The 19,895-nt window shown below is 61.1% G+C and carries 19 protein-coding genes; 8 read left to right on the plus strand and 11 right to left on the minus strand.

The features are described from left to right. Window positions 1-115: 115 nt before the first annotated feature. The 3 genes from AC07YV_RS19330 to AC07YV_RS19340 form a co-directional block, all read right to left on the minus strand. Complete coding sequence (locus tag AC07YV_RS19330; protein ID WP_102700688.1) at window positions 116-1,081, minus strand: L-carnitine dehydrogenase; 966 nt, start codon at window positions 1,079-1,081, stop codon at window positions 116-118. 143 nt (window positions 1,082-1,224) lie between these two features. Then, a complete protein-coding gene (gene cdhC / locus AC07YV_RS19335; RefSeq protein WP_008019488.1) occupies window positions 1,225-2,112 on the minus strand; it encodes a 3-dehydrocarnitine:acetyl-CoA trimethylamine transferase CdhC in 888 nt (295 codons plus the stop codon). A gap of 95 nt (window positions 2,113-2,207) precedes the next feature. After that, on the minus strand, window positions 2,208-3,152 hold the full coding sequence (locus tag AC07YV_RS19340; RefSeq protein WP_007975498.1) for a choline ABC transporter substrate-binding protein: 945 nt from the start codon (window positions 3,150-3,152) through the stop codon (window positions 2,208-2,210). A gap of 225 nt (window positions 3,153-3,377) precedes the next feature. Between AC07YV_RS19340 and AC07YV_RS19345 the strand changes: the two genes are divergently transcribed. Next, on the plus strand, window positions 3,378-4,322 hold the full coding sequence (locus tag AC07YV_RS19345) for a GlxA family transcriptional regulator (protein WP_102700689.1): 945 nt from the start codon (window positions 3,378-3,380) through the stop codon (window positions 4,320-4,322). A gap of 88 nt (window positions 4,323-4,410) precedes the next feature. Here the strand turns inward: AC07YV_RS19345 and AC07YV_RS19350 are convergent, their stop codons facing one another. Beyond that, complete coding sequence (locus AC07YV_RS19350) at window positions 4,411-4,827, minus strand: DUF3010 family protein (RefSeq protein ID WP_102700690.1); 417 nt, start codon at window positions 4,825-4,827, stop codon at window positions 4,411-4,413. Window positions 4,828-4,887: 60 nt separating this feature from the next. Further along, window positions 4,888-5,289 carry a lysozyme inhibitor LprI family protein gene (locus AC07YV_RS19355; protein WP_102700691.1) on the minus strand — a complete coding sequence of 134 codons (402 nt, stop codon included), beginning with the start codon at window positions 5,287-5,289 and terminating at the stop codon, window positions 4,888-4,890. 224 nt (window positions 5,290-5,513) lie between these two features. On the opposite strand from AC07YV_RS19355, the gene AC07YV_RS19360 reads away from it, so the two are divergent. From AC07YV_RS19360 to AC07YV_RS19390, 7 genes are all read left to right on the plus strand, one after another. Next, entirely contained in the window at window positions 5,514-6,491 is a 978-nt protein-coding gene (locus AC07YV_RS19360; protein WP_007975504.1) for a dipeptidase, read from the plus strand. Between the two features lie 78 nt (window positions 6,492-6,569). Further along, entirely contained in the window at window positions 6,570-7,100 is a 531-nt protein-coding gene (locus AC07YV_RS19365; protein WP_007975505.1) for a DUF5943 domain-containing protein, read from the plus strand. 15 nt (window positions 7,101-7,115) lie between these two features. Further along, window positions 7,116-9,176, plus strand: a complete 2,061-nt coding sequence (dgcA, locus tag AC07YV_RS19370) for a dimethylglycine demethylation protein DgcA (RefSeq protein WP_007975506.1) — start codon at window positions 7,116-7,118, stop codon at window positions 9,174-9,176. A 31-nt stretch (window positions 9,177-9,207) separates the two neighbouring features. Beyond that, on the plus strand, window positions 9,208-11,151 hold the full coding sequence (gene dgcB, locus AC07YV_RS19375; protein WP_102700693.1) for a dimethylglycine demethylation protein DgcB: 1,944 nt from the start codon (window positions 9,208-9,210) through the stop codon (window positions 11,149-11,151). Continuing rightward, the gene (gene etfA, locus AC07YV_RS19380) at window positions 11,151-12,371 is read left to right on the plus strand and encodes an electron transfer flavoprotein subunit alpha (RefSeq protein WP_102700694.1); all 1,221 of its coding nucleotides are present in this window, start codon (window positions 11,151-11,153) and stop codon (window positions 12,369-12,371) included. The genes dgcB and etfA overlap by 1 nt, the downstream gene beginning before the upstream one ends. A gap of 15 nt (window positions 12,372-12,386) precedes the next feature. Further along, complete coding sequence (gene etfB / locus AC07YV_RS19385) at window positions 12,387-13,157, plus strand: electron transfer flavoprotein subunit beta (RefSeq protein ID WP_102674517.1); 771 nt, start codon at window positions 12,387-12,389, stop codon at window positions 13,155-13,157. 125 nt (window positions 13,158-13,282) lie between these two features. Beyond that, window positions 13,283-13,861: a GNAT family N-acetyltransferase gene (locus tag AC07YV_RS19390; protein WP_102700695.1), complete on the plus strand. Its 579-nt coding sequence runs from the start codon at window positions 13,283-13,285 to the stop codon at window positions 13,859-13,861. 77 nt (window positions 13,862-13,938) lie between these two features. Here the strand turns inward: AC07YV_RS19390 and AC07YV_RS19395 are convergent, their stop codons facing one another. The 6 genes from AC07YV_RS19395 to AC07YV_RS19420 are packed head-to-tail and all read right to left on the minus strand — an operon-like array spanning window position 13,939 to window position 19,890. Then, window positions 13,939-15,909, minus strand: coding sequence for a secretin GspD/PilQ domain-containing protein (locus tag AC07YV_RS19395; RefSeq protein ID WP_102700696.1), 1,971 nt, complete (start codon window positions 15,907-15,909; stop codon window positions 13,939-13,941). Window positions 15,910-15,928: 19 nt separating this feature from the next. Further along, window positions 15,929-16,432 (minus strand): hypothetical protein, encoded by a 504-nt coding sequence (locus AC07YV_RS19400; protein WP_102700697.1) that lies wholly within the window; start codon window positions 16,430-16,432, stop codon window positions 15,929-15,931. Next, a complete protein-coding gene (locus tag AC07YV_RS19405) occupies window positions 16,429-16,986 on the minus strand; it encodes a GspMb/PilO family protein (protein ID WP_102700698.1) in 558 nt (185 codons plus the stop codon). Before AC07YV_RS19405 ends, AC07YV_RS19400 begins: the two co-directional genes overlap by 4 nt. 6 nt (window positions 16,987-16,992) lie before the next feature. Then, window positions 16,993-17,541: a hypothetical protein gene (locus AC07YV_RS19410; RefSeq protein WP_102700699.1), complete on the minus strand. Its 549-nt coding sequence runs from the start codon at window positions 17,539-17,541 to the stop codon at window positions 16,993-16,995. Further along, window positions 17,538-18,272: a hypothetical protein gene (locus AC07YV_RS19415; protein ID WP_494990341.1), complete on the minus strand. Its 735-nt coding sequence runs from the start codon at window positions 18,270-18,272 to the stop codon at window positions 17,538-17,540. The genes AC07YV_RS19410 and AC07YV_RS19415 overlap by 4 nt, the downstream gene beginning before the upstream one ends. Further along, entirely contained in the window at window positions 18,253-19,890 is a 1,638-nt protein-coding gene (locus tag AC07YV_RS19420; RefSeq protein ID WP_102700701.1) for a GspE/PulE family protein, read from the minus strand. The genes AC07YV_RS19415 and AC07YV_RS19420 overlap by 20 nt, the downstream gene beginning before the upstream one ends. Between the last annotated feature and the right edge of the window lie 5 nt (window positions 19,891-19,895).

Below are 19,895 nucleotides of genomic sequence, written 5' to 3' on the forward strand. Positions count from 1 at the left end.
GGTGACTGGGCTACCGCTTTCGCGAGCAAGCCCGCTCCCACATTGGAATGCGTCCCCCTGTGGGAGCGGGCTTGCTCGCGAAGGGGCCAGACCTGCTGGCCCATCAACTGACGGTCTACTCGCTGAAGGCCATCCCATGCTTCTCTTTGGTGGTCTTCACCGCCTCCAGCACTGCCAGCAGGCAGTCATCACGATAGCGCTCCAGTGCCGAAATGCTGTGTTTACCCAGTTGATCGCTGGTGCCCTCGACCACGTCGTCGATCAGTTTGTCGGTCAGTTCCGGCGCCGGCAGGTAGGTCCACGGCAACTGCAATGCAGGGCCGAACTGCGCCATGAAGTGACGCATACCGGCATCACCACCGGCCAGGGTGTAGGTCAGGAAGGTGCCCATGAACGACCAGCGCAAGCCTGCGCCGAAACGAATCGCATCGTCGATTTCACCGGTAGTCGCCACGCCGTCGTTGACCAGATGCAGCGCCTCACGCCACAGCGCTTCGAGCAGGCGGTCGGCGATGAACCCCGGCACTTCCTTGCGCACGTGCAACGGGCGCATCCCCAAGGATTCATAGACCTTCATCGCCGCTTGCACGGCTTCGGGCGCGGTGTTTTTACCGCCGACCACTTCGACCAGCGGCAGAAGGTAAACCGGGTTGAACGGGTGACCGACCACGCAGCGCTCCGGGTGCGTGGCGCTCTCGTAGAACTCGCTCGGCAGCAGGCCGGAGGTGCTGGAGCCGATCAACGCATTGGGCTTGGCCGCCGCGCTGATTTTGCTGTGCAGGTCCAGTTTCAGCTCAAGGCGTTCCGGGGCACTTTCCTGGATGAAGTCAGCGTCGCGAACGCATTCTTCGATGGTCGCGACAAATCGCAGGCGGTCCTGCGATGCACCCGGCGCCAGGCCTTGTTTCTCCAGTGCGCCCCAGGCGTTGGCGACGCGTTTGCGCAGGGCTGCTTCAGCGCCTGGTGCCGGATCCCAAGCCACTACGTCCAGGCCATGGGCGAGGGCGCGGGACACCCAGCCGCTGCCGATGACACCGCTGCCCAGGGCGGCGAAGGTTTTGATTTCGGTGATGAAGCTCATGGTCAATTCCTGAATTTGGCTCGGAAAAAAACTGTGGGAGCGAGCTTGCTCGCGATGGCGGTATTCCTGCCGCAGATGATGCTTCGGATGTACCGATGTCATCGCGAGCAAGCTCGCTCCCACAGGGGGAAAGATGTTGTGAATTAACCGCGCTGGGTCAGGCCCATTTTCTTGCGGCCTTCAGCGGGAGTGAGGACGCGGGCGCCGAGGCGGCTGAGGATTTCCGTGGCGCGTTCGACCAGTTGGCCGTTGGTCGCCAGCACGCCCTTGTCCAGCCACAGGTTGTCTTCCAGCCCGACCCGCACGTTGCCGCCGAGCAACACCGCTTGCGCCGCCATCGGCATCTGCATGCGACCGATACCAAAGCCGGCCCAGACCGCGTCGGCCGGCAGGTTGTCGACCATGGCCTTCATGGTGGTGGTGTCCGCCGGGGCGCCCCACGGGATGCCCAGGCACAGCTGGAACAATGGGTTGTCGAGCAGGCCTTCCTTGATCATCTGCTTGGCGAACCACAGGTGGCCGGTGTCGAAGATTTCCAGCTCGGCCTTCACGCCCAGCTCTTGAATGCGTTTGGCACCAGCGCGCAGCTGGGCCGGGGTGGAAACGTAAATGGTGTCGCCGTCGCCGAAGTTCAGGGTGCCGCAATCGAGGGTGCAGATTTCCGGCAGCAGTTCTTCGACGTGGGCCAGACGGGTCAGCGGGCCGACCAGATCGGTGTTCGGGCCGAATTCCATCGGATTTTCGCCGGCACCGATTTCCAGGTCGCCGCCCATGCCGGCAGTGAGGTTGACGATGATGTCCACGTCCGCCTCGCGGATACGCTCCATCACCTCGCGATACAGCGCCACATCACGGCTGAACTTGCCGGTTTGCGGGTCACGTACATGGCAGTGAACCACGGTGGCACCGGCCTTGGCGGCTTCCACGGCGGCAGCCGCGATTTGTTTCGGGGTGACCGGCACGTGTGGGCTCTTGGCGGTCGTGTCGCCAGCACCGGTGAGTGCGCAGGTGATGATGACGTCGTGGTTCATTTGGCGGTTCCTTACAGGCGAGTTTTTGGTTTTGGCCAGGCGTGGTGGTCCCGTTCGCAGCCCGTTTGGGCTGCGATACGGTGGTGGGTTCGGGTTTATTTACTGGTCAGTTGCAGGTTTTCAGCGGCCGGTTTGCCATCGAAGGTAGTGACGCCTTCAAGCCAGCGTTTTTTGTCCTGCGGGTGATCCTTGAGCCATTGTTTGGCCGACTCGAGAGCGTCCTTGTGGTCCAGCAGTGGCTGCATCATCCGGCTCTCGTCTTCGGCGGTGAACGTCAGGTTGCTCAGCAGGCGACCGATGTTCGGGCATTGCTCGGCGTAGGTCGGCGCGGTGACGGTCCACACGGTTGCCTTGCCTTCGTTCGGGCCGAGGGCGTCGTCGCTGCCGGTGAGGTAGGTCATTTTCACGTTGACGTTCATCGGGTGCGGCGCCCAGCCGAAGAACACCACGGCTTCGTTGCGACGCACGGCGCGGTCCACCGCGGCGAGCATGCCGGCTTCGCTGGACTCGACCAGCTGGAACTTGCCGAGGCCGAACTGATTCTTGGAGATCATCGCCTTGATCTGGGTATTGGCGCCCGAGCCAGGCTCGATGCCGTAGATCTTGCCGCCCAGTTCTTTTTCGAATTTGGCGATGTCAGCGAAGGTTTTCAGTCCCTTGTCGGCGAGGTAGGTCGGCACGGCGAGTGTCGCGCGGGCGTCTTGCAGGCTTGGCGCTTCAAGCACCTTGACCTGCTTGGCATCGACGAACGGGGTGATGGTCTGGGTCATCAGCGGGTTCCAGTAGCCGAGGAACAGGTCCAGACGCTGGTCGCGGATCCCGGCGAAGATGATTTGCTGGGAGGCGCTGGTTTGTTTGGTGCTGTAGCCGAGGCCATCGAGCAATACCTGGGTCATGGCACTGGTGGCGATCACGTCGGTCCAGTTCACTACACCCATGCGCACGTTCTGGCATGCGGCGGGTTCGGCGGCCATGACACTGGCGCTCAGTAACGCGGTACCACTGAGTGCAAGAACACAGCTGCTGATCAGTCGTTTCATTCTCAGGTTCCTCGGCAGTTCGTTTATTGTGAGTTCCGGTGTCTGATGCGCCGGTGATGCCAAGTTACGCAGCAAAGCACCGATGAAAGCGCACTGCGGCGACCAGCTCTTGCACTGCAGCGACCTGCGCTCTTGAAAGCCGCTTGCAACTGGCGTATCAACATCCTCACGCTGCCCGCCCTCTCGTTACCTGGCCTCTTGTTACCTGCTAAGCGAGTGCGCTCCATGTCCCAGGATTTCTACTTCTTGTTGATGCCGGGTTTCTCGGCCATCGGATTCATCTCGGCCATCGAGCCGTTGCGGGTCGCCAATCGCTTTCGTGGCGAGCTTTATCGCTGGCATGTGCTGAGCGCCGATGGCGGGGCAGTGCTGGCCAGTAACGGTATGTCGGTCAACGCCGATGCGGCGCTGGAGCCGCTGAAGAAGGGCGCGACCTTGTTGGTGGTCGCCGGCTTCGAACCTCTGAAATTCGCCACCCCGGCGCTTGAGCATTGGTTGCGCCGACTGGACAACGAAGGCGTGACCCTTGGCGCCATCGACACCGGCAGTTTCATCCTCGCCGAGGCGGGTTTGCTCGACGGCCATCGCCTGACCCTGCACTGGGAAGCCATCGACGCCTTCAAGGAGTCTTATCCACAGCTCAGCGTCACCCAGGAATTGTTCGAGATCGACCGCCGGCGCATCACCTCCGCTGGCGGCACCGCCTCCATCGATTTAATGCTGGATTTGATCGCCCAGGCCCATGGCCCGGAACTGGCGATCCAGGTCAGCGAACAATTTGTACTCGGCCGTATCCGCCCGCGCAAAGACCACCAACGCATGGAAGTCGCCACGCGCTATGGCATCAGCAACAAGAAACTGGTGCAGGTGATTGGTGAGATGGAACAGCACAGCGAACCGCCGCTGAGTACGCTGGAGCTGGCGGAATCGATCAAGGTGACGCGGCGGCAGTTGGAGCGGTTGTTCCGGTTGCACCTGAACGACACGCCGAGCAATTTCTATCTGCGACTGAGGCTGGAGAAGGCGCGGCAACTGCTCCGTCAGACAGACATGAGCGTGCTAGAGGTGAGCATTGCCTGCGGGTTTGAGTCGCCGTCGTATTTCACCCGCAGTTATCGGGCGAAATATGAGCGATGCCCGCGGGAGGATCGACGTACCGCTAAAGCGTAAAATCAAAAGATCGCAGCCTTTGGCAGCTCCTACATGGGGTCCTCCTGTAGGAGCTGCCGAAGGCTGCGGTCTTTTGATCTTGGCGGTATTACTTCTTCAACAGCGCCGAACAAGCCGCTTTAAACGCCTCATGCTGATACTTGTTCAGCGTCTGCGGCAGCTCGACATTGAAATTCTTGCACTGCGCCGTGATGGTCTGCGGCGACAGCAAGGTTACATCGCAATTCTCCAGTAACTGGAAAACCCCTTCGATCTTGAACGTGGTCGGCCCACCGGCGAATTCGCCCTTTTTGCTGCGCTTCTTGATCGCGATGCGGTCGATGGAATTCTCACGGACAAACGAAGCGACCTGAGCGGCGAACACTTTGACGTTGGCGGCTTCGTCGTCATCGTCCAGGGCAATTTTCTTGGTAGCGAGCGCGAGATGGCTCAGCGTCTGACCGTCCAGCGTGGCCACGGCGATGATCGCTTCGCTGCCTTTGATTTCGATGCCGCAGACTTTCATGTTGAATCCCTTTACTGGCTGAAGCGTGCAGCTTACAGCTCAAGTTGAGTGGCGAATGGATCATTCCTGCCCAATCGACTCCAAAAACTCCGACCGTTCATCACTCATCCGCGCAATGCAGTCGTTCTGGGCAATGGTGAAAGCCTTGCTGCCACTCGTGGCCGGGAAGGCTTCAACGGCGCAGTCGGCATCCCGGGTCTTCAGCCATTGCTGTTGGGCGGCCTTGAGCTTGGCGGTGATGTCGGCCAGTTGCGACGGGTTTTTGCCGTATTGCGACTGCATGCGGTCGTTCAGGCCCTGGAGGTTTTCCTTGAGCAGGTCTTCGGCGCTGGTTTTGCTGAAGGCCGAGCACTCGAGGGTCTGGACGTCGTTTTCGACTTTATCGCACGGGTTGTCGTCGGACTCCTCCGCTGCGTGTACGCCGGTCGCAATCAATGCCAAAGCCAGAAGGATGGATTTCATTCAGGTCGCCGCTCTATTCCAGTGATGCAGCGAATTCTGGCCCATGCCGAGGGCCTTGAACAGGTCGCTGATTGTGTCTGGCGACGACCCTTTGTCGCGGATTGACGCTTTCGGCAAACCCCCTGTCGTTTTTGCACCCGGTCGCCGAGGCACCGAGGCATATGCTGGCCCCAAAGCGCCGGCAGACGATTCGGCGCATGAATCGCTAATAAGGGGACAGCCTGATGAGCCCAGCCGAATTGCACGCCGACAGCATCGTTATCGACGGGCTGATTATTGCCAAGTGGAACCGTGAACTGTTCGAAGACATGCGCAAGGGCGGTTTGACCGCAGCCAACTGCACCGTGTCGGTGTGGGAGGGCTTTCAGGCCACCGTCAACAACATTGCCGCGAGCCAGAAGCTGATCCGCGAGAACAGCGACCTGGTGATGCCGGTGCGTACCACCGCCGACATCCGCAAGGCCAAGGAGCAGGGCAAGACCGGCATCCTCTTCGGCTTCCAGAATGCCCATGCCTATGAAGACCAGATCGGCTATGTCGAGGTGTTCAAGCAGCTCGGCGTGGGCATCGTGCAGATGTGCTACAACACCCAGAACCTGGTGGGCACCGGTTGCTACGAGCGTGATGGCGGCCTGTCGGGCTTCGGTCGCGAAATCGTCGCCGAGATGAACCGCGTTGGCGTGATGTGCGACCTGTCCCACGTTGGCTCCAAGACTTCCGAAGAAGTCATCCTCGAGTCGAAAAAGCCGGTCTGCTACTCCCACTGCCTGCCGTCGGGGCTCAAGGAGCACCCGCGCAACAAGTCCGATGAAGAACTCAAGTTCATTGCCGACCACGGCGGCTTTGTCGGCGTCACCATGTTCGCGCCATTCCTCGCCAAGGGTATCGACTCGACCATCGACGACTACGCCGAAGCCATCGAGTACGTGATGAACATCGTCGGCGAAGACGCCATCGGCATCGGCACCGACTTCACCCAGGGCCATGGCCAGGACTTCTTCGAATACCTGACCCACGACAAGGGCTACGCCCGCCGCCTGACCAGCTTCGGCAAGATCATCAACCCGCTGGGCATCCGCACCGTGGGCGAGTTCCCGAACCTGACCGAAACCCTGCTCAAGCGCGGTCACTCCGAGCGAGTGGTGCGCAAGATCATGGGCGAAAACTGGGTAAGCGTCCTCAAGGACGTCTGGGGCGAGTAAGCCACTGCACCTCTGAATCCTTTCCCCCGGCCGCCCGCGCCGGGGGCAACACCAAAATTTTTCTGGAGTTAAGTTTCCATGGCCAAGATCGCCCCGCAATTGCCAATCGAAGTCGACAGCGAGACCGGTGTCTGGACGTCCGACGCCCTGCCGATGCTGTATGTGCCACGGCATTTCTTCGTCAACAACCACATGGGCATCGAGGAAGTGCTGGGCGCTGAAGCCTATGCTGAAATTCTCTACAAGGCCGGCTACAAGTCCGCCTGGCACTGGTGTGAAAAAGAAGCCGAATGCCATGGCCTGGAAGGCGTCGCGGTGTTCGAGCACTACATGAAGCGTCTTTCGCAGCGCGGCTGGGGCCTGTTCAAGATCCAGGACATCGACCTCGACAAAGGCACCGCCAGCGTCAAGCTCGAACACTCGGCGTTCGTCTACGTGTACGGCAAGGTCGGGCGCAAGGTCGACTACATGTTCACTGGCTGGTTTGCCGGCGCGATGGACCAGATCCTCGCCGCTCGCGGCAGCAAGATCCGCACCGTGGCCGAGCAAGTCTACGGTGGCTCCGAAGAGGGCCACGAAGACGGCTTGTTCATCGTCAAGCCGTTGTAAGTCGAGGAACCCGCCATGGCTTTCGAAGCAATGTTCCAGCCGATCCAGATCGGCAAACTGACCATCCGTAACCGCGTGCTCAGCACCGCGCACGCCGAGGTTTATGCCACCGACGGCGGCATGACCACCGATCGGTACGTCAAGTATTACGAAGAGAAAGCCAAGGGCGGGATCGGCCTGGCGATTTGCGGCGGTTCGTCCGTGGTGGCCATCGACAGCCCGCAGGAGTGGTGGAGTTCGGTCAACCTGTCCACCGACCGCATCATTCCGCACTTCCAGAATCTGGCCGATGCCATGCACAAGCACGGCGCCAAGATCATGATCCAGATTACCCACATGGGCCGTCGCTCGCGTTGGGACGGCTTCAACTGGCCGACGCTGATGTCGCCGTCGGGTGTGCGCGAGCCGGTGCACCGTGCCACTTGCAAAACCATCGAGCCGGAGGAAATCTGGCGGGTGATCGGTAACTACGCTCAAGCGGCTCGCCGCGCCAAGGCCGGTGGCCTGGACGGTGTCGAGCTGTCGGCGGTGCACCAGCACATGATCGACCAGTTCTGGAGCCCGCGGGTCAACAAGCGTACCGACGAATGGGGCGGCACCTTCGAAGGCCGGATGAAGTTCGGTCTGGAAGTCTTGAAAGCCGTACGCGCCGAGGTCGGTGACGATTTCTGCGTGGGCATGCGCATCTGTGGTGACGAGTTCCACCCGGACGGCCTGTCCCACGAAGACATGAAGCAGATCGCCAAGTATTACGACGACACCGGCATGCTCGACTTCATCGGCGTCGTAGGTTCGGGTTGCGACACCCACAACACCCTGGCCAACGTGATTCCGAACATGAGTTATCCGCCGGAGCCGTTCCTGCACCTGGCGGCCGGCATCAAGGAAGTGGTCAAGGTTCCAGTGCTGCACGCGCAGAACATCAAGGACCCGAACCAGGCCACCCGTATCCTGGAAGGCGGTTACGTCGACATGGTCGGCATGACCCGCGCGCACATCGCCGACCCGCACCTGATCGCCAAGATCAAGATGGGCCAGATCGACCAGATCAAGCAATGCGTCGGTGCCAACTACTGCATCGACCGTCAGTATCAGGGCCTGGATGTGCTGTGCATTCAGAACGCCGCGACTTCTCGTGAATACATGGGTCTGCCGCACATCATCGAAAAAACCACTGGCGTGAAGCGCAAGGTGGTGGTGGTCGGTGCCGGTCCTGCCGGGATGGAGGCCGCCCGCGTGGCCGCCGAGCGTGGCCACGACGTGACCCTGTTCGAGAAAAAGGAGTTCATCGGCGGGCAGATCACCACCGCATCGAAAGCCCCGCAACGGGACCAGATCGCCGGTATCACCCGCTGGTATCAACTGGAACTGGCACGGTTGAAAGTCGACCTGCGCCTGGGCACCGCGGCTGACGCGCCAACCATCATGGACCTGCGTCCGGACGTGGTGGTGCTGGCTGTCGGCGGTCATCCGTTCATCGAGCAGAACGAACACTGGGGCGCGGCTGAAGGCCTGGTGGTCAGCAGCTGGGACATCCTCGACGGCAAGGTTGCACCGGGCAAGAACGTGCTGGTCTACGACACCATTTGCGAGTTCACCGGCATGTCGACCGCTGACTTCATCGCGGACAAGGGCAGCCAGGTCGAGATCGTTACCGACGACATCAAGCCGGGCGTGGCCATCGGGGGTACATCGTTCCCGACTTACTACCGCAGCATGTACCCGAAAGAAGTGATCATGACCGGCGACATGATGCTGGAGAAGGTCTACCGCGAAGGCGACAAGCTCGTAGCGGTACTGGAAAACGAATACACCGGCGCCAAAGAGGAGCGGGTGGTTGACCAGGTGGTCGTGGAAAACGGCGTGCGTCCGGACGAAGAAATCTACTACGCGCTGAAGGAAGGCTCGCGCAACAAAGGCCAGATCGACGTCGAAGCCTTGTTCGCGATCAAGCCGCAACCTTGCCTGGAACAGAGCGGCGACGGCTACCTGCTGTTCCGCATTGGTGACTGCGTGGCCCAGCGTAACGTGCACGCGGCGATCTATGACGCGCTGCGGTTGTGCAAGGATTTCTAAAGGCTGCACTTGACCCTGTGGGAGCTTCACCATGTTGAACACCCTTCTTCCAATCCTGTTGTTCGCAGCCCTGGGCCTTGGTGTCCTGGGCGCGTTGCGGCGGGTGGCCATGTGGCGCCGGGGCCGGGCTTCGAAAGTCGACCTGATCGGCGGCCTGTTCGCCATGCCCAAGCGCTACATGGTCGACTTGCACCATGTGGTGGCGCGGGACAAATACATTGCCAACACCCACGTCGCCACGGCCGGCGGTGCGGTGGCGTCCATCGTGTTGGCGATTCTGGTGCATGGTTTCGGCCTGCATAACCGCTTCCTCGGCTATGCGCTGCTGCTGATGTCGGCGGTGATGTTCGTCGGCGCGATCTTCGTTTACCTGCGTCGGCGCAACCCACCGTCGCGTCTGTCGAAAGGCCCATGGATGCGCCTGCCGAAAAGCCTGCTGGCGTTCTCGACCTCGTTCTTCCTGTTGACCCTGCCGGTGGCGGGCATCCTCCCGGAAAACTTCGGCGGCTGGCTGTTGGCAGCGATTCTCGGGGTTGGCGTGTTGTGGGGCGTGTCGGAACTGTTCTTCGGCATGACCTGGGGCGGGCCGATGAAGCACGCCTTTGCCGGCGCCTTGCACTTGGCCTGGCACCGCCGCGCCGAGCGCTTTGGTGGCGGCCGTTCCACCGGTTTGAAGCCGCTGGATCTTAGCGACCTGAGTGCGCCATTGGGCGTGGAAAAACCCAAGGATTTCACCTGGAACCAATTGCTCGGCTTCGATGCCTGCGTGCAGTGCGGTAAATGCGAAGCCGCGTGCCCGGCCTTCGCCGCCGGCCAGCCGTTGAACCCGAAAAAACTGATTCAGGACATGGTCGTCGGCCTGGCCGGTGGCACCGATGCCAAATTCGCTGGCAGCCCCTATCCCGGCAAAGCGATTGGAGAGCACGCTGGGAATCCGCATCAACCGATCGTCAACGGACTGGTGGACGCCGAGACCCTGTGGTCGTGCACGACTTGCCGCGCCTGCGTCGAGGAGTGCCCGATGATGATCGAGCACGTCGATGCCATCGTCGACATGCGCCGTCACCTGACCCTGGAAAAGGGCGCGACCCCGAACAAGGGTGCCGAAGTCCTGGAAAACCTGATCGCCACCGACAACCCGGGCGGCTTTGCGCCAGGCGGGCGGATGAACTGGGCGGCGGACTTGAACCTCAACCTGCTCAGCGAAAAGAAATCCACCGACGTGCTGTTCTGGGTTGGCGACGGCGCCTTCGACATGCGCAACCAGCGCACCCTGCGCGCCTTCGTCAAAGTGCTCAAGGCGGCGAAAATCGACTTCGCCGTGCTCGGCCTCGAAGAACGCGACAGCGGTGACGTGGCCCGGCGCCTGGGCGATGAAGCAACGTTCCAATTGCTGGCCAAGCGCAACATCCAGACCCTGGCCAAGTACAGCTTCAACCGCATCGTCACCTGCGATCCGCACAGCTTCCACGTGCTGAAAAACGAGTACGGCGCCTTCGACGGCAACTACCTGGTGCAGCACCACAGCACCTACATGGCGGAAATCATCGATGCTGGCGCGCTGAACCTCGGTCAGCACAAAGGTGACAGCGTGACTTACCACGATCCGTGCTACCTCGGCCGCTACAACGGCGAATACGAGGCGCCGCGCCAGGTGCTGCGCGCGCTGGGGATCGAAGTGAAAGAGATGCAACGTTCCGGTTTCCGCTCCCGCTGCTGCGGCGGTGGCGGCGGTGCGCCGATCACCGACATTCCGGGCAAGCAACGCATTCCTGACATGCGCATGGAAGACATCCGCGAAACCGGTGCCGAACTGGTGGCCGTGGGTTGTCCACAGTGCACCGCGATGCTCGAAGGCGTGGTCGAACCCCGACCGCTGATCAAGGACATCGCCGAACTGGTGGCCGACGCGTTGCTCGATGACGCCGCGCCCGCCAAGACACCCGTCAAGCGCGAACCTGCGGAGGCCCACTGATGAGCGACATTATTCGCCGCGACCCTCGGGCCGAATGGATCGCCCGCAACCGTCTGCATCCATTGCACGCGGCCATGCAACCGGCGCAGCACAGCTGGATGGGGCCTAACGGTGTCATCCGCAAGAATCCCCATGGCATTGGCTTTATCGGTCCCAATGGCATCAAGCGCATCGACCGCAGCGGCGCCCAGCAGGGCGGGACGACTAAACGTTCAGCCGCGGTTGAAGTGCAATTGCCATTGCATCAGGTGGCCGCGCCGGCGTTTTACATCAGCGTGGTGCCGGACATGGTCGGTGGCCGCTTGAGCAGTCACGACCGCGACCTGCTGGGCCTGGCCCATCAACTGGCCGGCAAGGACGGCGCGGTGCTGGCCGTGGTGTTCGGCGAGCACAAGGAAAGCGCTTTTGCCACGGCGGGCGTCGACCGCCTGCTGGTGTTGGAAGGCGAAGCATTCAACGGTTATGCACCGGAGCAACGGGTCCAGGGCTTGCGGGCTGTGGATAACCAGTTCAGCCCGCGTCACTGGTTGTTGCCGGACAGTCGCACCGGTGGCGGGGAACTGGGTCGGCGCTTTGCCGCCGCCCTGGGCGAACGCCCGGCCACACGGGTCTGGCAGGTCAAGGATCAGGAGTGCATCGGCCGCGCCGGTGCCGGTCTGCAAGACCTTGCCCGTCCGTTGGCGCGCTTGATTCTGGCGGCTGCCGAGTGCGCCGAACCGGTCAGTGAAACCCGTCATGAAGCGTTGCCGGTGGAGTTATCCACAACCGTGGCGCGCAGCCTGTCGCGGATTGAAGACCTGGGTGCGGTAGCGGTGGACCCGGCCGCGATTCCGATGGCCGAGGCCGAGTTCATTTTCTCCGGCGGCAACGGGGTCAAGGACTGGGGCCTTTTCCACAGGACCGCCGAAGCCCTTGGCGCGACCGAAGGCGCATCGCGGGTGGCGGTGGACGACGGCTTCATGGCCCGCGACCGTCAGGTCGGGGCATCCGGTACCTGGGTGACTGCACGGGTCTATGTGGCCGTGGGGATTTCCGGGGCGATCCAGCACCTGCAGGGCATCGGTGCCTGCGACAAGGTGGTGGCGATCAACCTCGACCCTGGCTGCGACATGATCAAGCGTGCCGACCTCTCGGTGATCGGCGAGAGTGCGGAGATTCTTCAAGCCTTGATCGAAGCGGTAGAGGCTTACCGCAACGACGCCAAGCGCGATGCGGCTTAAGGGAAGGAAAGGGTTATGAGCACGAAAATCATCAGCCTGGTGTCCATCGGCGCCCACCCGACGTCCGGTCGGCCGCGTCGCGCGGAACAGGATGCGCGGGCGGTGGAACTGGGCCTGCAACTGGCTGGGGATAACTTGCAGGTGCTGCATGCCGGCGACATCGCCGAGCCTGCGCTGCGCGCTTACCTGGGCATGGGCCTCGAACAGTTGCATGTGCTTGAGCAACCCGAGGGTGCCGATGCGCTGCCGGCACTGACCGAGTATCTGCGCGATGCCGGTGCTCAGGTGGTATTGACCGGCAGCCAGGCGGAAACCGGTGAAGGCTCGGGCATGTTGCCCTTCCTGCTGGCTGAAAGCCTGGGCTGGCCGCTGGTGGTGGGGCTGGCACAGGTCGAGTCCATCGATGGCGGTTCGGCGCTGGTGCTGCAAGCCTTGCCGCGCGGTCAACGTCGTCGGCTGAAGGTGCGCCTGCCGTTTCTGGCAACGGTGGACAACGCCGCGCCCAAGCCTCGCCAGAGCGCATATGGCCCGGCCCGACGCGGCGTGCTGCAAGCGCAGGACGTTGAAGTCGTCGATGATGAACTGCTTGCAGTCGCCAGCCTGCAACCGGCCAAACCACGGCCCAAGCGCCTGAAAGTGATCAAGGCCAAGAGCGGCGCCGACCGCATGAAAGCCGCGACGGCCAAGGCCAGTGGTGGGGGCGGGCAGGTGCTCAAAGGCGTGACGGCCCAGGCCGGCGCCGAGGCCATCCTCAAATTGCTGATTGAAGAAGGTGTGGTCCGCTAACGCTTTCTGTAGGAGCTGCCGCAGGCTGCGATCTGTTGATCTTGTTTTTAATAATCAAGGTCAAAAGATCGCAGCCTGCGGCAGCTCCTGCATGTGGATCGGATAAATCTGGCAGAGAAAAAACAATGGCAGTTGAATTTCGTTCGGCAGTGCGCGCGGATGCGCGTGAGATTGCGCGGTTGTTTCAGATTTCATCCGAGGGCGCTTCAGATTACATCTGGAGTCAGATCGCAGAACCCGGCCAGGATCTGTTGGATGTCGGCGCCATTCGGTATGCCCGCGACAGCGTGGATTTTTCCTACCAGAACTGCCTGATTGCCGAGGCCGATGGCCAGGTCATTGGCATGATGCACAGTTACGCGATGCGCCACGATCCACTGGCGGTGCCGACGACCGACCCGGTACTGGCGCCTTATGCCGACATGGAAGTGCCCGACACCCTGTATATCTCCAGCCTGGCCCTGCATGAAGGCTGGCGTAACCGGGGGCTGGGCATGCAGTTTCTCGCCCATGCTCAAGAACGGGCCGACCGACTGGGGCTCAATGGCCTGAGCCTGATCGACTATGCCGCCAATACCGGTGCCCGGCGTTTCTATGAAAGGCACGGCTTCACAATCATCAAGACCTGTCGGGTCACACCTCACCCGATGATCCGCGTCACGGGAGACGCTTATCTCATGCACAGGCCACTCTCAAGCTGCTGATCGAAGAGGGCGTGGTTCGCTGGTTTGAAAACAGCGCAAGCAGAGTGCTGGCGAGCAAGCCCTTACCCGGATTCGTTCTAGGGTGTTTGTGGAACAGAGGCCGCAGGAGTGGGTGCCACCTGTACGGGTGGTGGCACCGTCGGCGGTGCCGCTTGCTGTTCCACCGGTGGGGGCAACGGCTGCCAGGTGGCATCCGGTTGCTGCATCGGTGGTGGCAGCGGTGCACTCAGGGTGCTGGAGCCGCCACTGGATTTGAGTGTGAGGCTATTGCTCGTATCACGCAGGATCATCCCTTCGGTGGAACTGCGCGCCTCGGTGCCGCTGTGGAAGGTGCTGACCTGGGAGATCGGCAGATCCAGATTGCGTTCGATTCGGGGGGTGAGCAGCAGGATGATTTCGGTCTTCTGCTGGGTGCCCAGGTTGGTACCGAACAAGGTTTTGCCTAGCCAGGGGATATTGCTCAGCCATGGCAAGCCAGACCCCTCATCAATGTCTGCCGTGCGGATCAGCCCTGAGACCACCTGGGTTTCATTGTTGCGTGCCGTCAGCATGGTCTTGGTGGAACGGGATCCCAGCTCAAAGGTGGCCGGAACATTTTCCGAACCAGGGATACGTTTGGTGATGTGGCTCATTTCTACAAACAGATCGAGAGTGATTTCGTCGGCCAGGCTGATATTGGGCTGCACTTCGATTTTCAGACCCACGTCCTGATAGCTCACTGACGAGGTGCTGATCTGGTTGGCGGTAGTGGTAGTGATGACGGGGATCTTGTCACCGATATTGACCTGAGCCTTCTCGCGGTTTTTCACCCGAACCCTTGGGTTGGCCAGCGTCACGGTGTTACCGCTGCGTTGTAGCAGGTTGATTCGTGCTGAAGTACTCCCGGTGTCCAGCAAAATGTTATCGCCATTGATCCCCCGCAATGCGCTGATGGGCGTGCCGGCGAGACCTTCAGGCAAGTTGGCAAAGTTGCCCACCGACAGGCCGATGCTTTCCGGGTAGGCGATCCCCAGGTTCTGTTCGTCCGCCAGGCTGACTTCGAGCACCTGAATATCAACGGTCACTTCCGACTGGGCGATGTCGATGGCCTCCACCAGCTTTTCGACGGCGCTCAACGTGTCGAGACCATCGCGCACAATCACTGCATTGAGGCGTTCGTCCACCAGTACTTCCTTGGGCTTGAGCAACTGTTTGATTTCGGCGGCGATCAGCTTCGGGTCGCTGTGGCTCAGGTAGAAGGTGCGCACCGCCAGCTCACGGTATTCGCGATCTTTTTCCGGCCGTGAGGGGTACACCAGGATGGTGTTGGCGTTGAGGATTTTCTTCTGCAGTTGCTGGGTTGCCAGCAGCAGGTTGAGTGCATCTTCAGGGGTGGTTTTGGTGGCGGTCATGCTGGCGGCGGCATTGGGGTTCACGTCCTTGTCGATGACGAAGTTGACCCCGGACACGCGGGCGATGGTCTCGAAGATCGCCGCCAGGCTCTGGGAACTGAATTCCAGGCTCACGGGTTTGCGCATGGCTTCACTGAGGTCGGGGCTCAGGTTGTCGGCACTCACCAGCTCGCGGGTCAGGGCATTGCGCAGCTCCAGGGCCGCACGATAGTTGGGTTTTTGCGCGATGATCTGGCGCACCAGGTAGAGGGCTTCTACCGGGTTACTGTCTTTGATCGCAAAAGCCCGAGCCAATTGCGGGCGCAGTTGCGTCATCATCTGGATGCTCTGGATTTCCTGGCGGGCGCCGAGGTTGCCGGGGTCGTACTTGAGGATGGTTTGCATCGCCGCGATGGCCGCGGCGTCATCACCGCGCATCAACGCGGCACTGGCCTCGCGGCTGTATTGGGCGACCAGTATTTCCAGCTTGCTGAAGTTGGCGGTGCGCAAGCGCACGTCTTCGGGATTTTCCTTGGCTTCGGCTTGCAGCAGTTCTACCGAATCCACGATCTGTCCTTTCTGGCGCAGTTCGTCGCTTTGCTCGATGGCGCGTTGCGTCTCGCAACCGGTCAGCAGGATCAATCCAAAGCTGCAATGAACTAATGTGCGCGTTGACATGAGCGTTCTCTTTGTCCCGTCACGGGTAGGTACCCAGGTGTAAAGTGCTGACGTGCTTCATGGGCAAGTACGTCAGCACCACGCGGGTGTCAGTCAATTTGTCCAGTCGGTAGTCTTTGTCGAGCATGCCGCCAGGCCGAATCCGGCCTGGTACCGTGCATTGGTTGCACAAGGTGTAATGGTTGCCGTTGCCTCTGAGCACGACGATCTTGGCCTGGTTTTGATAGCGCCATTGCGCACTGACAACGAACGGCAGTGGTGGCGGTGTCGGTATCGGGTTGCTGACGACCGAGGGCGCAGGAGGTGGCTGCCAGGTTTGTATCGGGAACACGTCCACCACGGTGCCGGGTTCAGCCACTCGTGTGTTCTTTGGCTCAGGCGCAGGAGGGGTGGGCACTCCGGGCGCGACTGCGGCGGGGGATGCTGGCGTGTCGGGACTGCCCGTCTGATCCTCCCAGAACAACCAGCCGCAACCGAACAGGGTGAGCAGCAGCAAGATCCGCAAATAGAGTGGCACTTTCATTCAATCACCCCCAATACGCTTAATTTGAGGTTGATGGTCAGTTGTGCAGCGTCGATCGCCTTGCGCTCCAGCCTGAGGTTTTCGATACGTACCGCCGGCTCTTGCACCACGGCGGCCAAGGCCTGACGTAAGGCTGGATAAGTCCCGGCCAGAGGGATTTCGATGTCCAGGCGTTGAAGTTCGCTATCGCCCGGCGTGGAGTAGGAAAGGGTGGTCTGATCGATACTGAAACCCTGTTGCTGAATGAGCGTCAGGATCTTTTCCAGGCGAATGGCGAAGGCCTGGGCACTGGGTAGTTTTTCTACCACTGCCGGCTCAGTGACCTGCACGTCTTGAGGGCGTTCGGCGATAGCTGCCTGCAGCTCCTGGCGACGCAGGGCGTCCTGCTCAAGGGACGGGGCAATCAGTGTCAGTTTGATCACCAGTGTGCCGGCCATGGCCCCAATGGCGAGCACACCCCAGAAACCGAGAGTCTGCTGCCAGTGCACCAACCGCCAGCGCAGGCGTGGTAGCCATTGAGCGAGGCCGGGAAGCTGACGAGTCAGACGCTTCATCACGGCCTACCCGCCGCCAAGGGTAAGCTTGACCAGCACCGGCCGTGCCGGATCGTTGGTCTTGCGGTTGCTTTGTTGCAGGCTCACGTGAACACCCTCCAGGTCCTTGAGCCGCTCGACAAAGCGAAACGCGTCGCCCAGTACCCGAGCTTCCAGTTCCAGGTTCAACAGTTGGGCTTGGGTATTCACCTCCAGATGAGTCAGGGCTATGTCGCTGGACCATGCCTGGCCCAAGGCATCGAGCAGTGGGAAAGGCGTGACTGCTTGCTGGCTGAAGATCACCAGCTGTTCTTTTTGCTCGGGCGAGAGGTGGATGGCCGCTTGAATCAGTTGTTCCTGTTGTCGGGCCAACTGGATGAATTGCTGCTCCAGTTCGTCGGTCTGTCGCTGCTGATGCTGCATCTGTTGCCAGTGTTCCCACGTCGTGAACATCACCATCAGGGTGATCAGCCAGAGCAATGCCACAAGGGGGCGGCGGGTGGTGCCGGGGTGCAGGAAATCGATCATCGGCGAGCGCGCAGCCCGCAGGCGTTGCCAGCGGTTCTGCAGATTCATGGTGCCGGCTCCATCAACCAGGGGTGGGGTGGTCCCAGCCAGTGTTCTGGAGGCTCAATGGGGCGAGGGGTGGCGACAAAGGATGCGGGTGCGTGTTGTTCAACCAGCAGGTTTGCGGTGAACAGGTTATCGCTCAAAAGGCTGTCGGGAGCGGTGTGTATCAAACAGACCTGGCTGATTGCCCCATTTTGCATGTATATGCAACCGAGGGCGCGGGCTTCAGGCACCGCCAACACACAGTCGCCAGGCAACTGTATGCGGTAATGCTGCAGGGCTGCCGTCAACAAAGGTGCACAGGTTCCCAGGGGCAGGGCCTTGAGTTTGAACAGGCTGCGCAAGTCTTCCAAAAGGTCCAGAGGGATGGCCACCGCAAGGCAGCTGTGACCGAAGCCAGCGTGGGCAACCTGCACCTGCCAAGGGAGCGGGTCAATGCCGGTCTGCTGGTTGAAGCTCGCCCGGGCGTAACCTTGCCAATCGGCCAGGCTGTACAGGCCGGCCTGCCAAGGCAGCATCCAGTAATGCACGTGTGGAAAACCGAGCAGCACCGTGACCCGGTCCAGATAACGTAGTCGTCCTCGTGGTGCCTGCTCCAGCAGGGTGGCGCAAGCACCCAGGGGCTCGCCATCCTGGTGACTGCGCCAGACGGGTCCCGTTTTCCAGCGGGGGCGAGCAGCCCAGGTGGCGCCGGAGCTGTGCAGCAACACCACATGCTCAATACAGAGAGATGACACGGTGAATTTCCTTGAGTGTGGTGTGACCGGCGGCAGCGCTCGCCAGTGCGATATCGCGGATAAACAGGTGGCCGGATTGCTGCGCCAACTCTCGCAGGGCAGACGCCGAACTGCGTTGCAGCAATCCCTCCTTGATGCTGTCGGTGACAGCCAACACTTCGGCCAGGGCCAATCGCCCGCGATAGCCGGTATGGCGGCAGGCTTCACAACCTTTGCCGATCCGGTAGCGGCCTTTCTTCAAGTGCAGGTGCGAGAGCTTCGCAAGTCGCGTCAGCTCGGCGTCGGGCTCGACTTCCACAGCGCATTCTTCGCATATGCGTCGTACCAGTCGTTGTGCGACCACGCCGTTCAGCGCCTCGACAAAGCTGGCCGGCTCCACGTCCATGTAGATAAATCGCTCCAGTACGCTGAAGGCGCTGTTGGCATGCACCGATGACATCACCAAGTGCCCGGTCAGGGCAGCCTGCACGGCAATGCCGGCCGTCTCGCCGTCGCGGATCTCCCCCACCAGAATCGTGTCCGGGTCATGGCGCAGAATCGAGCGCAGACCGCGGGCGAAGGTCAGACCCTTTTTGTCATTGACTGGAATTTGCAACACGCCCGGTAACTCGTACTCCACCGGGTCCTCGATGGTGATGATTTTTTTCTCGCCGGTGTTGGTCTCCGACAAGGCGGCATACAGAGTGGTGGACTTACCGCTGCCGGTCGGTCCCGTCACCAGCAACATGCCGTAGGGTTCGCTGGCGAGGGCGCGGATACGCTCGATGGTATCGGCGGCCAGCCCCAGGGCATCGAGGCTCAGCGATTCCCCCCGCTGCGACTTGTCGAGGATGCGCAGCACGGCATCTTCCCCGTGGATACTGGGCATGATCGATACCCGGAAATCCACCTCGCGAGCCTGAATTCTGGCTTTGAAACGACCGTCCTGAGGCACCCGTCGTTCGCCGATATCCAGCTCTGACAAGACCTTGATTCGCGACAGTGACTGCTCGGCCATGTCCAGCCCGGCGGCCTGTCCCATCTTTTGCAGTACGCCGTCGATGCGGTACTTGATCTCCAGACCCTGAGGCGTGGTTTCGACGTGAATATCGCTGGCGCGACTTTGCAGGGCATCGAACAACATCGAGTTGACCAGGCGCACCACCGGGTTGTCGTCGAGGGCGATGCTGCTCAGGGATATTTCCTGGGCGGTCTCCATGACTCGGGCATTTTCGTCGTCTTCGCCGAAGGGTTGCATGACCCGTTGGCTGGTTTCGGCGAGGGTCAACTGCTCTTTCACCGCACCCGGCAAGCTCATGGCCAGTGGCAGTGGCTGCAACGTTTTCGAAGACTGAATCCAGCGACGGCTGGCCAGTGAAAACGGATCCCCCAAAACCAGACAAGGTTCACCTTGCCAGTCCACCACCAGCACCTGATGGATCAGCGCCTGGGGCAGTGGCAGGAGGTCGAAGCGCCAGTGGTTGGCGAGATCCGGCGGCTCGATGGCCTTTAAGCCCAGCCGGGTGGCAAGCGTCTGCAATTGCTCGGGTGCCTTGCCCAGGGTCTCCAGCAAGTAATTGGCTAGCGATAGCCCTTGCTGTTCGGCCAGTGCCTGCCATTGCCGGATTTGATCACTCATGGCTT

This window comes from Pseudomonas sp. GW456-E7, assembly GCF_059424105.1.

Bases quoted from the DNA above. Each gene is read 5' to 3' on its own strand.
- AC07YV_RS19330 (WP_102700688.1), bottom strand. From the start codon at position 1,081: ATGAGCTTCATCACCGAAATCAAAACCTTCGCCGCCCTGGGCAGCGGT.
- cdhC (WP_008019488.1), bottom strand. From the start codon at position 2,112: ATGAACCACGACGTCATCATCACCTGCGCACTCACCGGTGCTGGCGAC.
- AC07YV_RS19340 (WP_007975498.1), bottom strand. From the start codon at position 3,152: ATGAAACGACTGATCAGCAGCTGTGTTCTTGCACTCAGTGGTACCGCG.
- AC07YV_RS19345 (WP_102700689.1), top strand. From the start codon at position 3,378: ATGTCCCAGGATTTCTACTTCTTGTTGATGCCGGGTTTCTCGGCCATC.
- AC07YV_RS19350 (WP_102700690.1), bottom strand. From the start codon at position 4,827: ATGAAAGTCTGCGGCATCGAAATCAAAGGCAGCGAAGCGATCATCGCC.
- AC07YV_RS19355 (WP_102700691.1), bottom strand. From the start codon at position 5,289: ATGAAATCCATCCTTCTGGCTTTGGCATTGATTGCGACCGGCGTACAC.
- AC07YV_RS19360 (WP_007975504.1), top strand. From the start codon at position 5,514: ATGAGCCCAGCCGAATTGCACGCCGACAGCATCGTTATCGACGGGCTG.
- AC07YV_RS19365 (WP_007975505.1), top strand. From the start codon at position 6,570: ATGGCCAAGATCGCCCCGCAATTGCCAATCGAAGTCGACAGCGAGACC.
- dgcA (WP_007975506.1), top strand. From the start codon at position 7,116: ATGGCTTTCGAAGCAATGTTCCAGCCGATCCAGATCGGCAAACTGACC.
- dgcB (WP_102700693.1), top strand. From the start codon at position 9,208: ATGTTGAACACCCTTCTTCCAATCCTGTTGTTCGCAGCCCTGGGCCTT.
- etfA (WP_102700694.1), top strand. From the start codon at position 11,151: ATGAGCGACATTATTCGCCGCGACCCTCGGGCCGAATGGATCGCCCGC.
- etfB (WP_102674517.1), top strand. From the start codon at position 12,387: ATGAGCACGAAAATCATCAGCCTGGTGTCCATCGGCGCCCACCCGACG.
- AC07YV_RS19390 (WP_102700695.1), top strand. From the start codon at position 13,283: ATGGCAGTTGAATTTCGTTCGGCAGTGCGCGCGGATGCGCGTGAGATT.
- AC07YV_RS19395 (WP_102700696.1), bottom strand. From the start codon at position 15,909: ATGTCAACGCGCACATTAGTTCATTGCAGCTTTGGATTGATCCTGCTG.
- AC07YV_RS19400 (WP_102700697.1), bottom strand. From the start codon at position 16,432: ATGAAAGTGCCACTCTATTTGCGGATCTTGCTGCTGCTCACCCTGTTC.
- AC07YV_RS19405 (WP_102700698.1), bottom strand. From the start codon at position 16,986: ATGAAGCGTCTGACTCGTCAGCTTCCCGGCCTCGCTCAATGGCTACCA.
- AC07YV_RS19410 (WP_102700699.1), bottom strand. From the start codon at position 17,541: ATGAATCTGCAGAACCGCTGGCAACGCCTGCGGGCTGCGCGCTCGCCG.
- AC07YV_RS19420 (WP_102700701.1), bottom strand. From the start codon at position 19,890: ATGAGTGATCAAATCCGGCAATGGCAGGCACTGGCCGAACAGCAAGGG.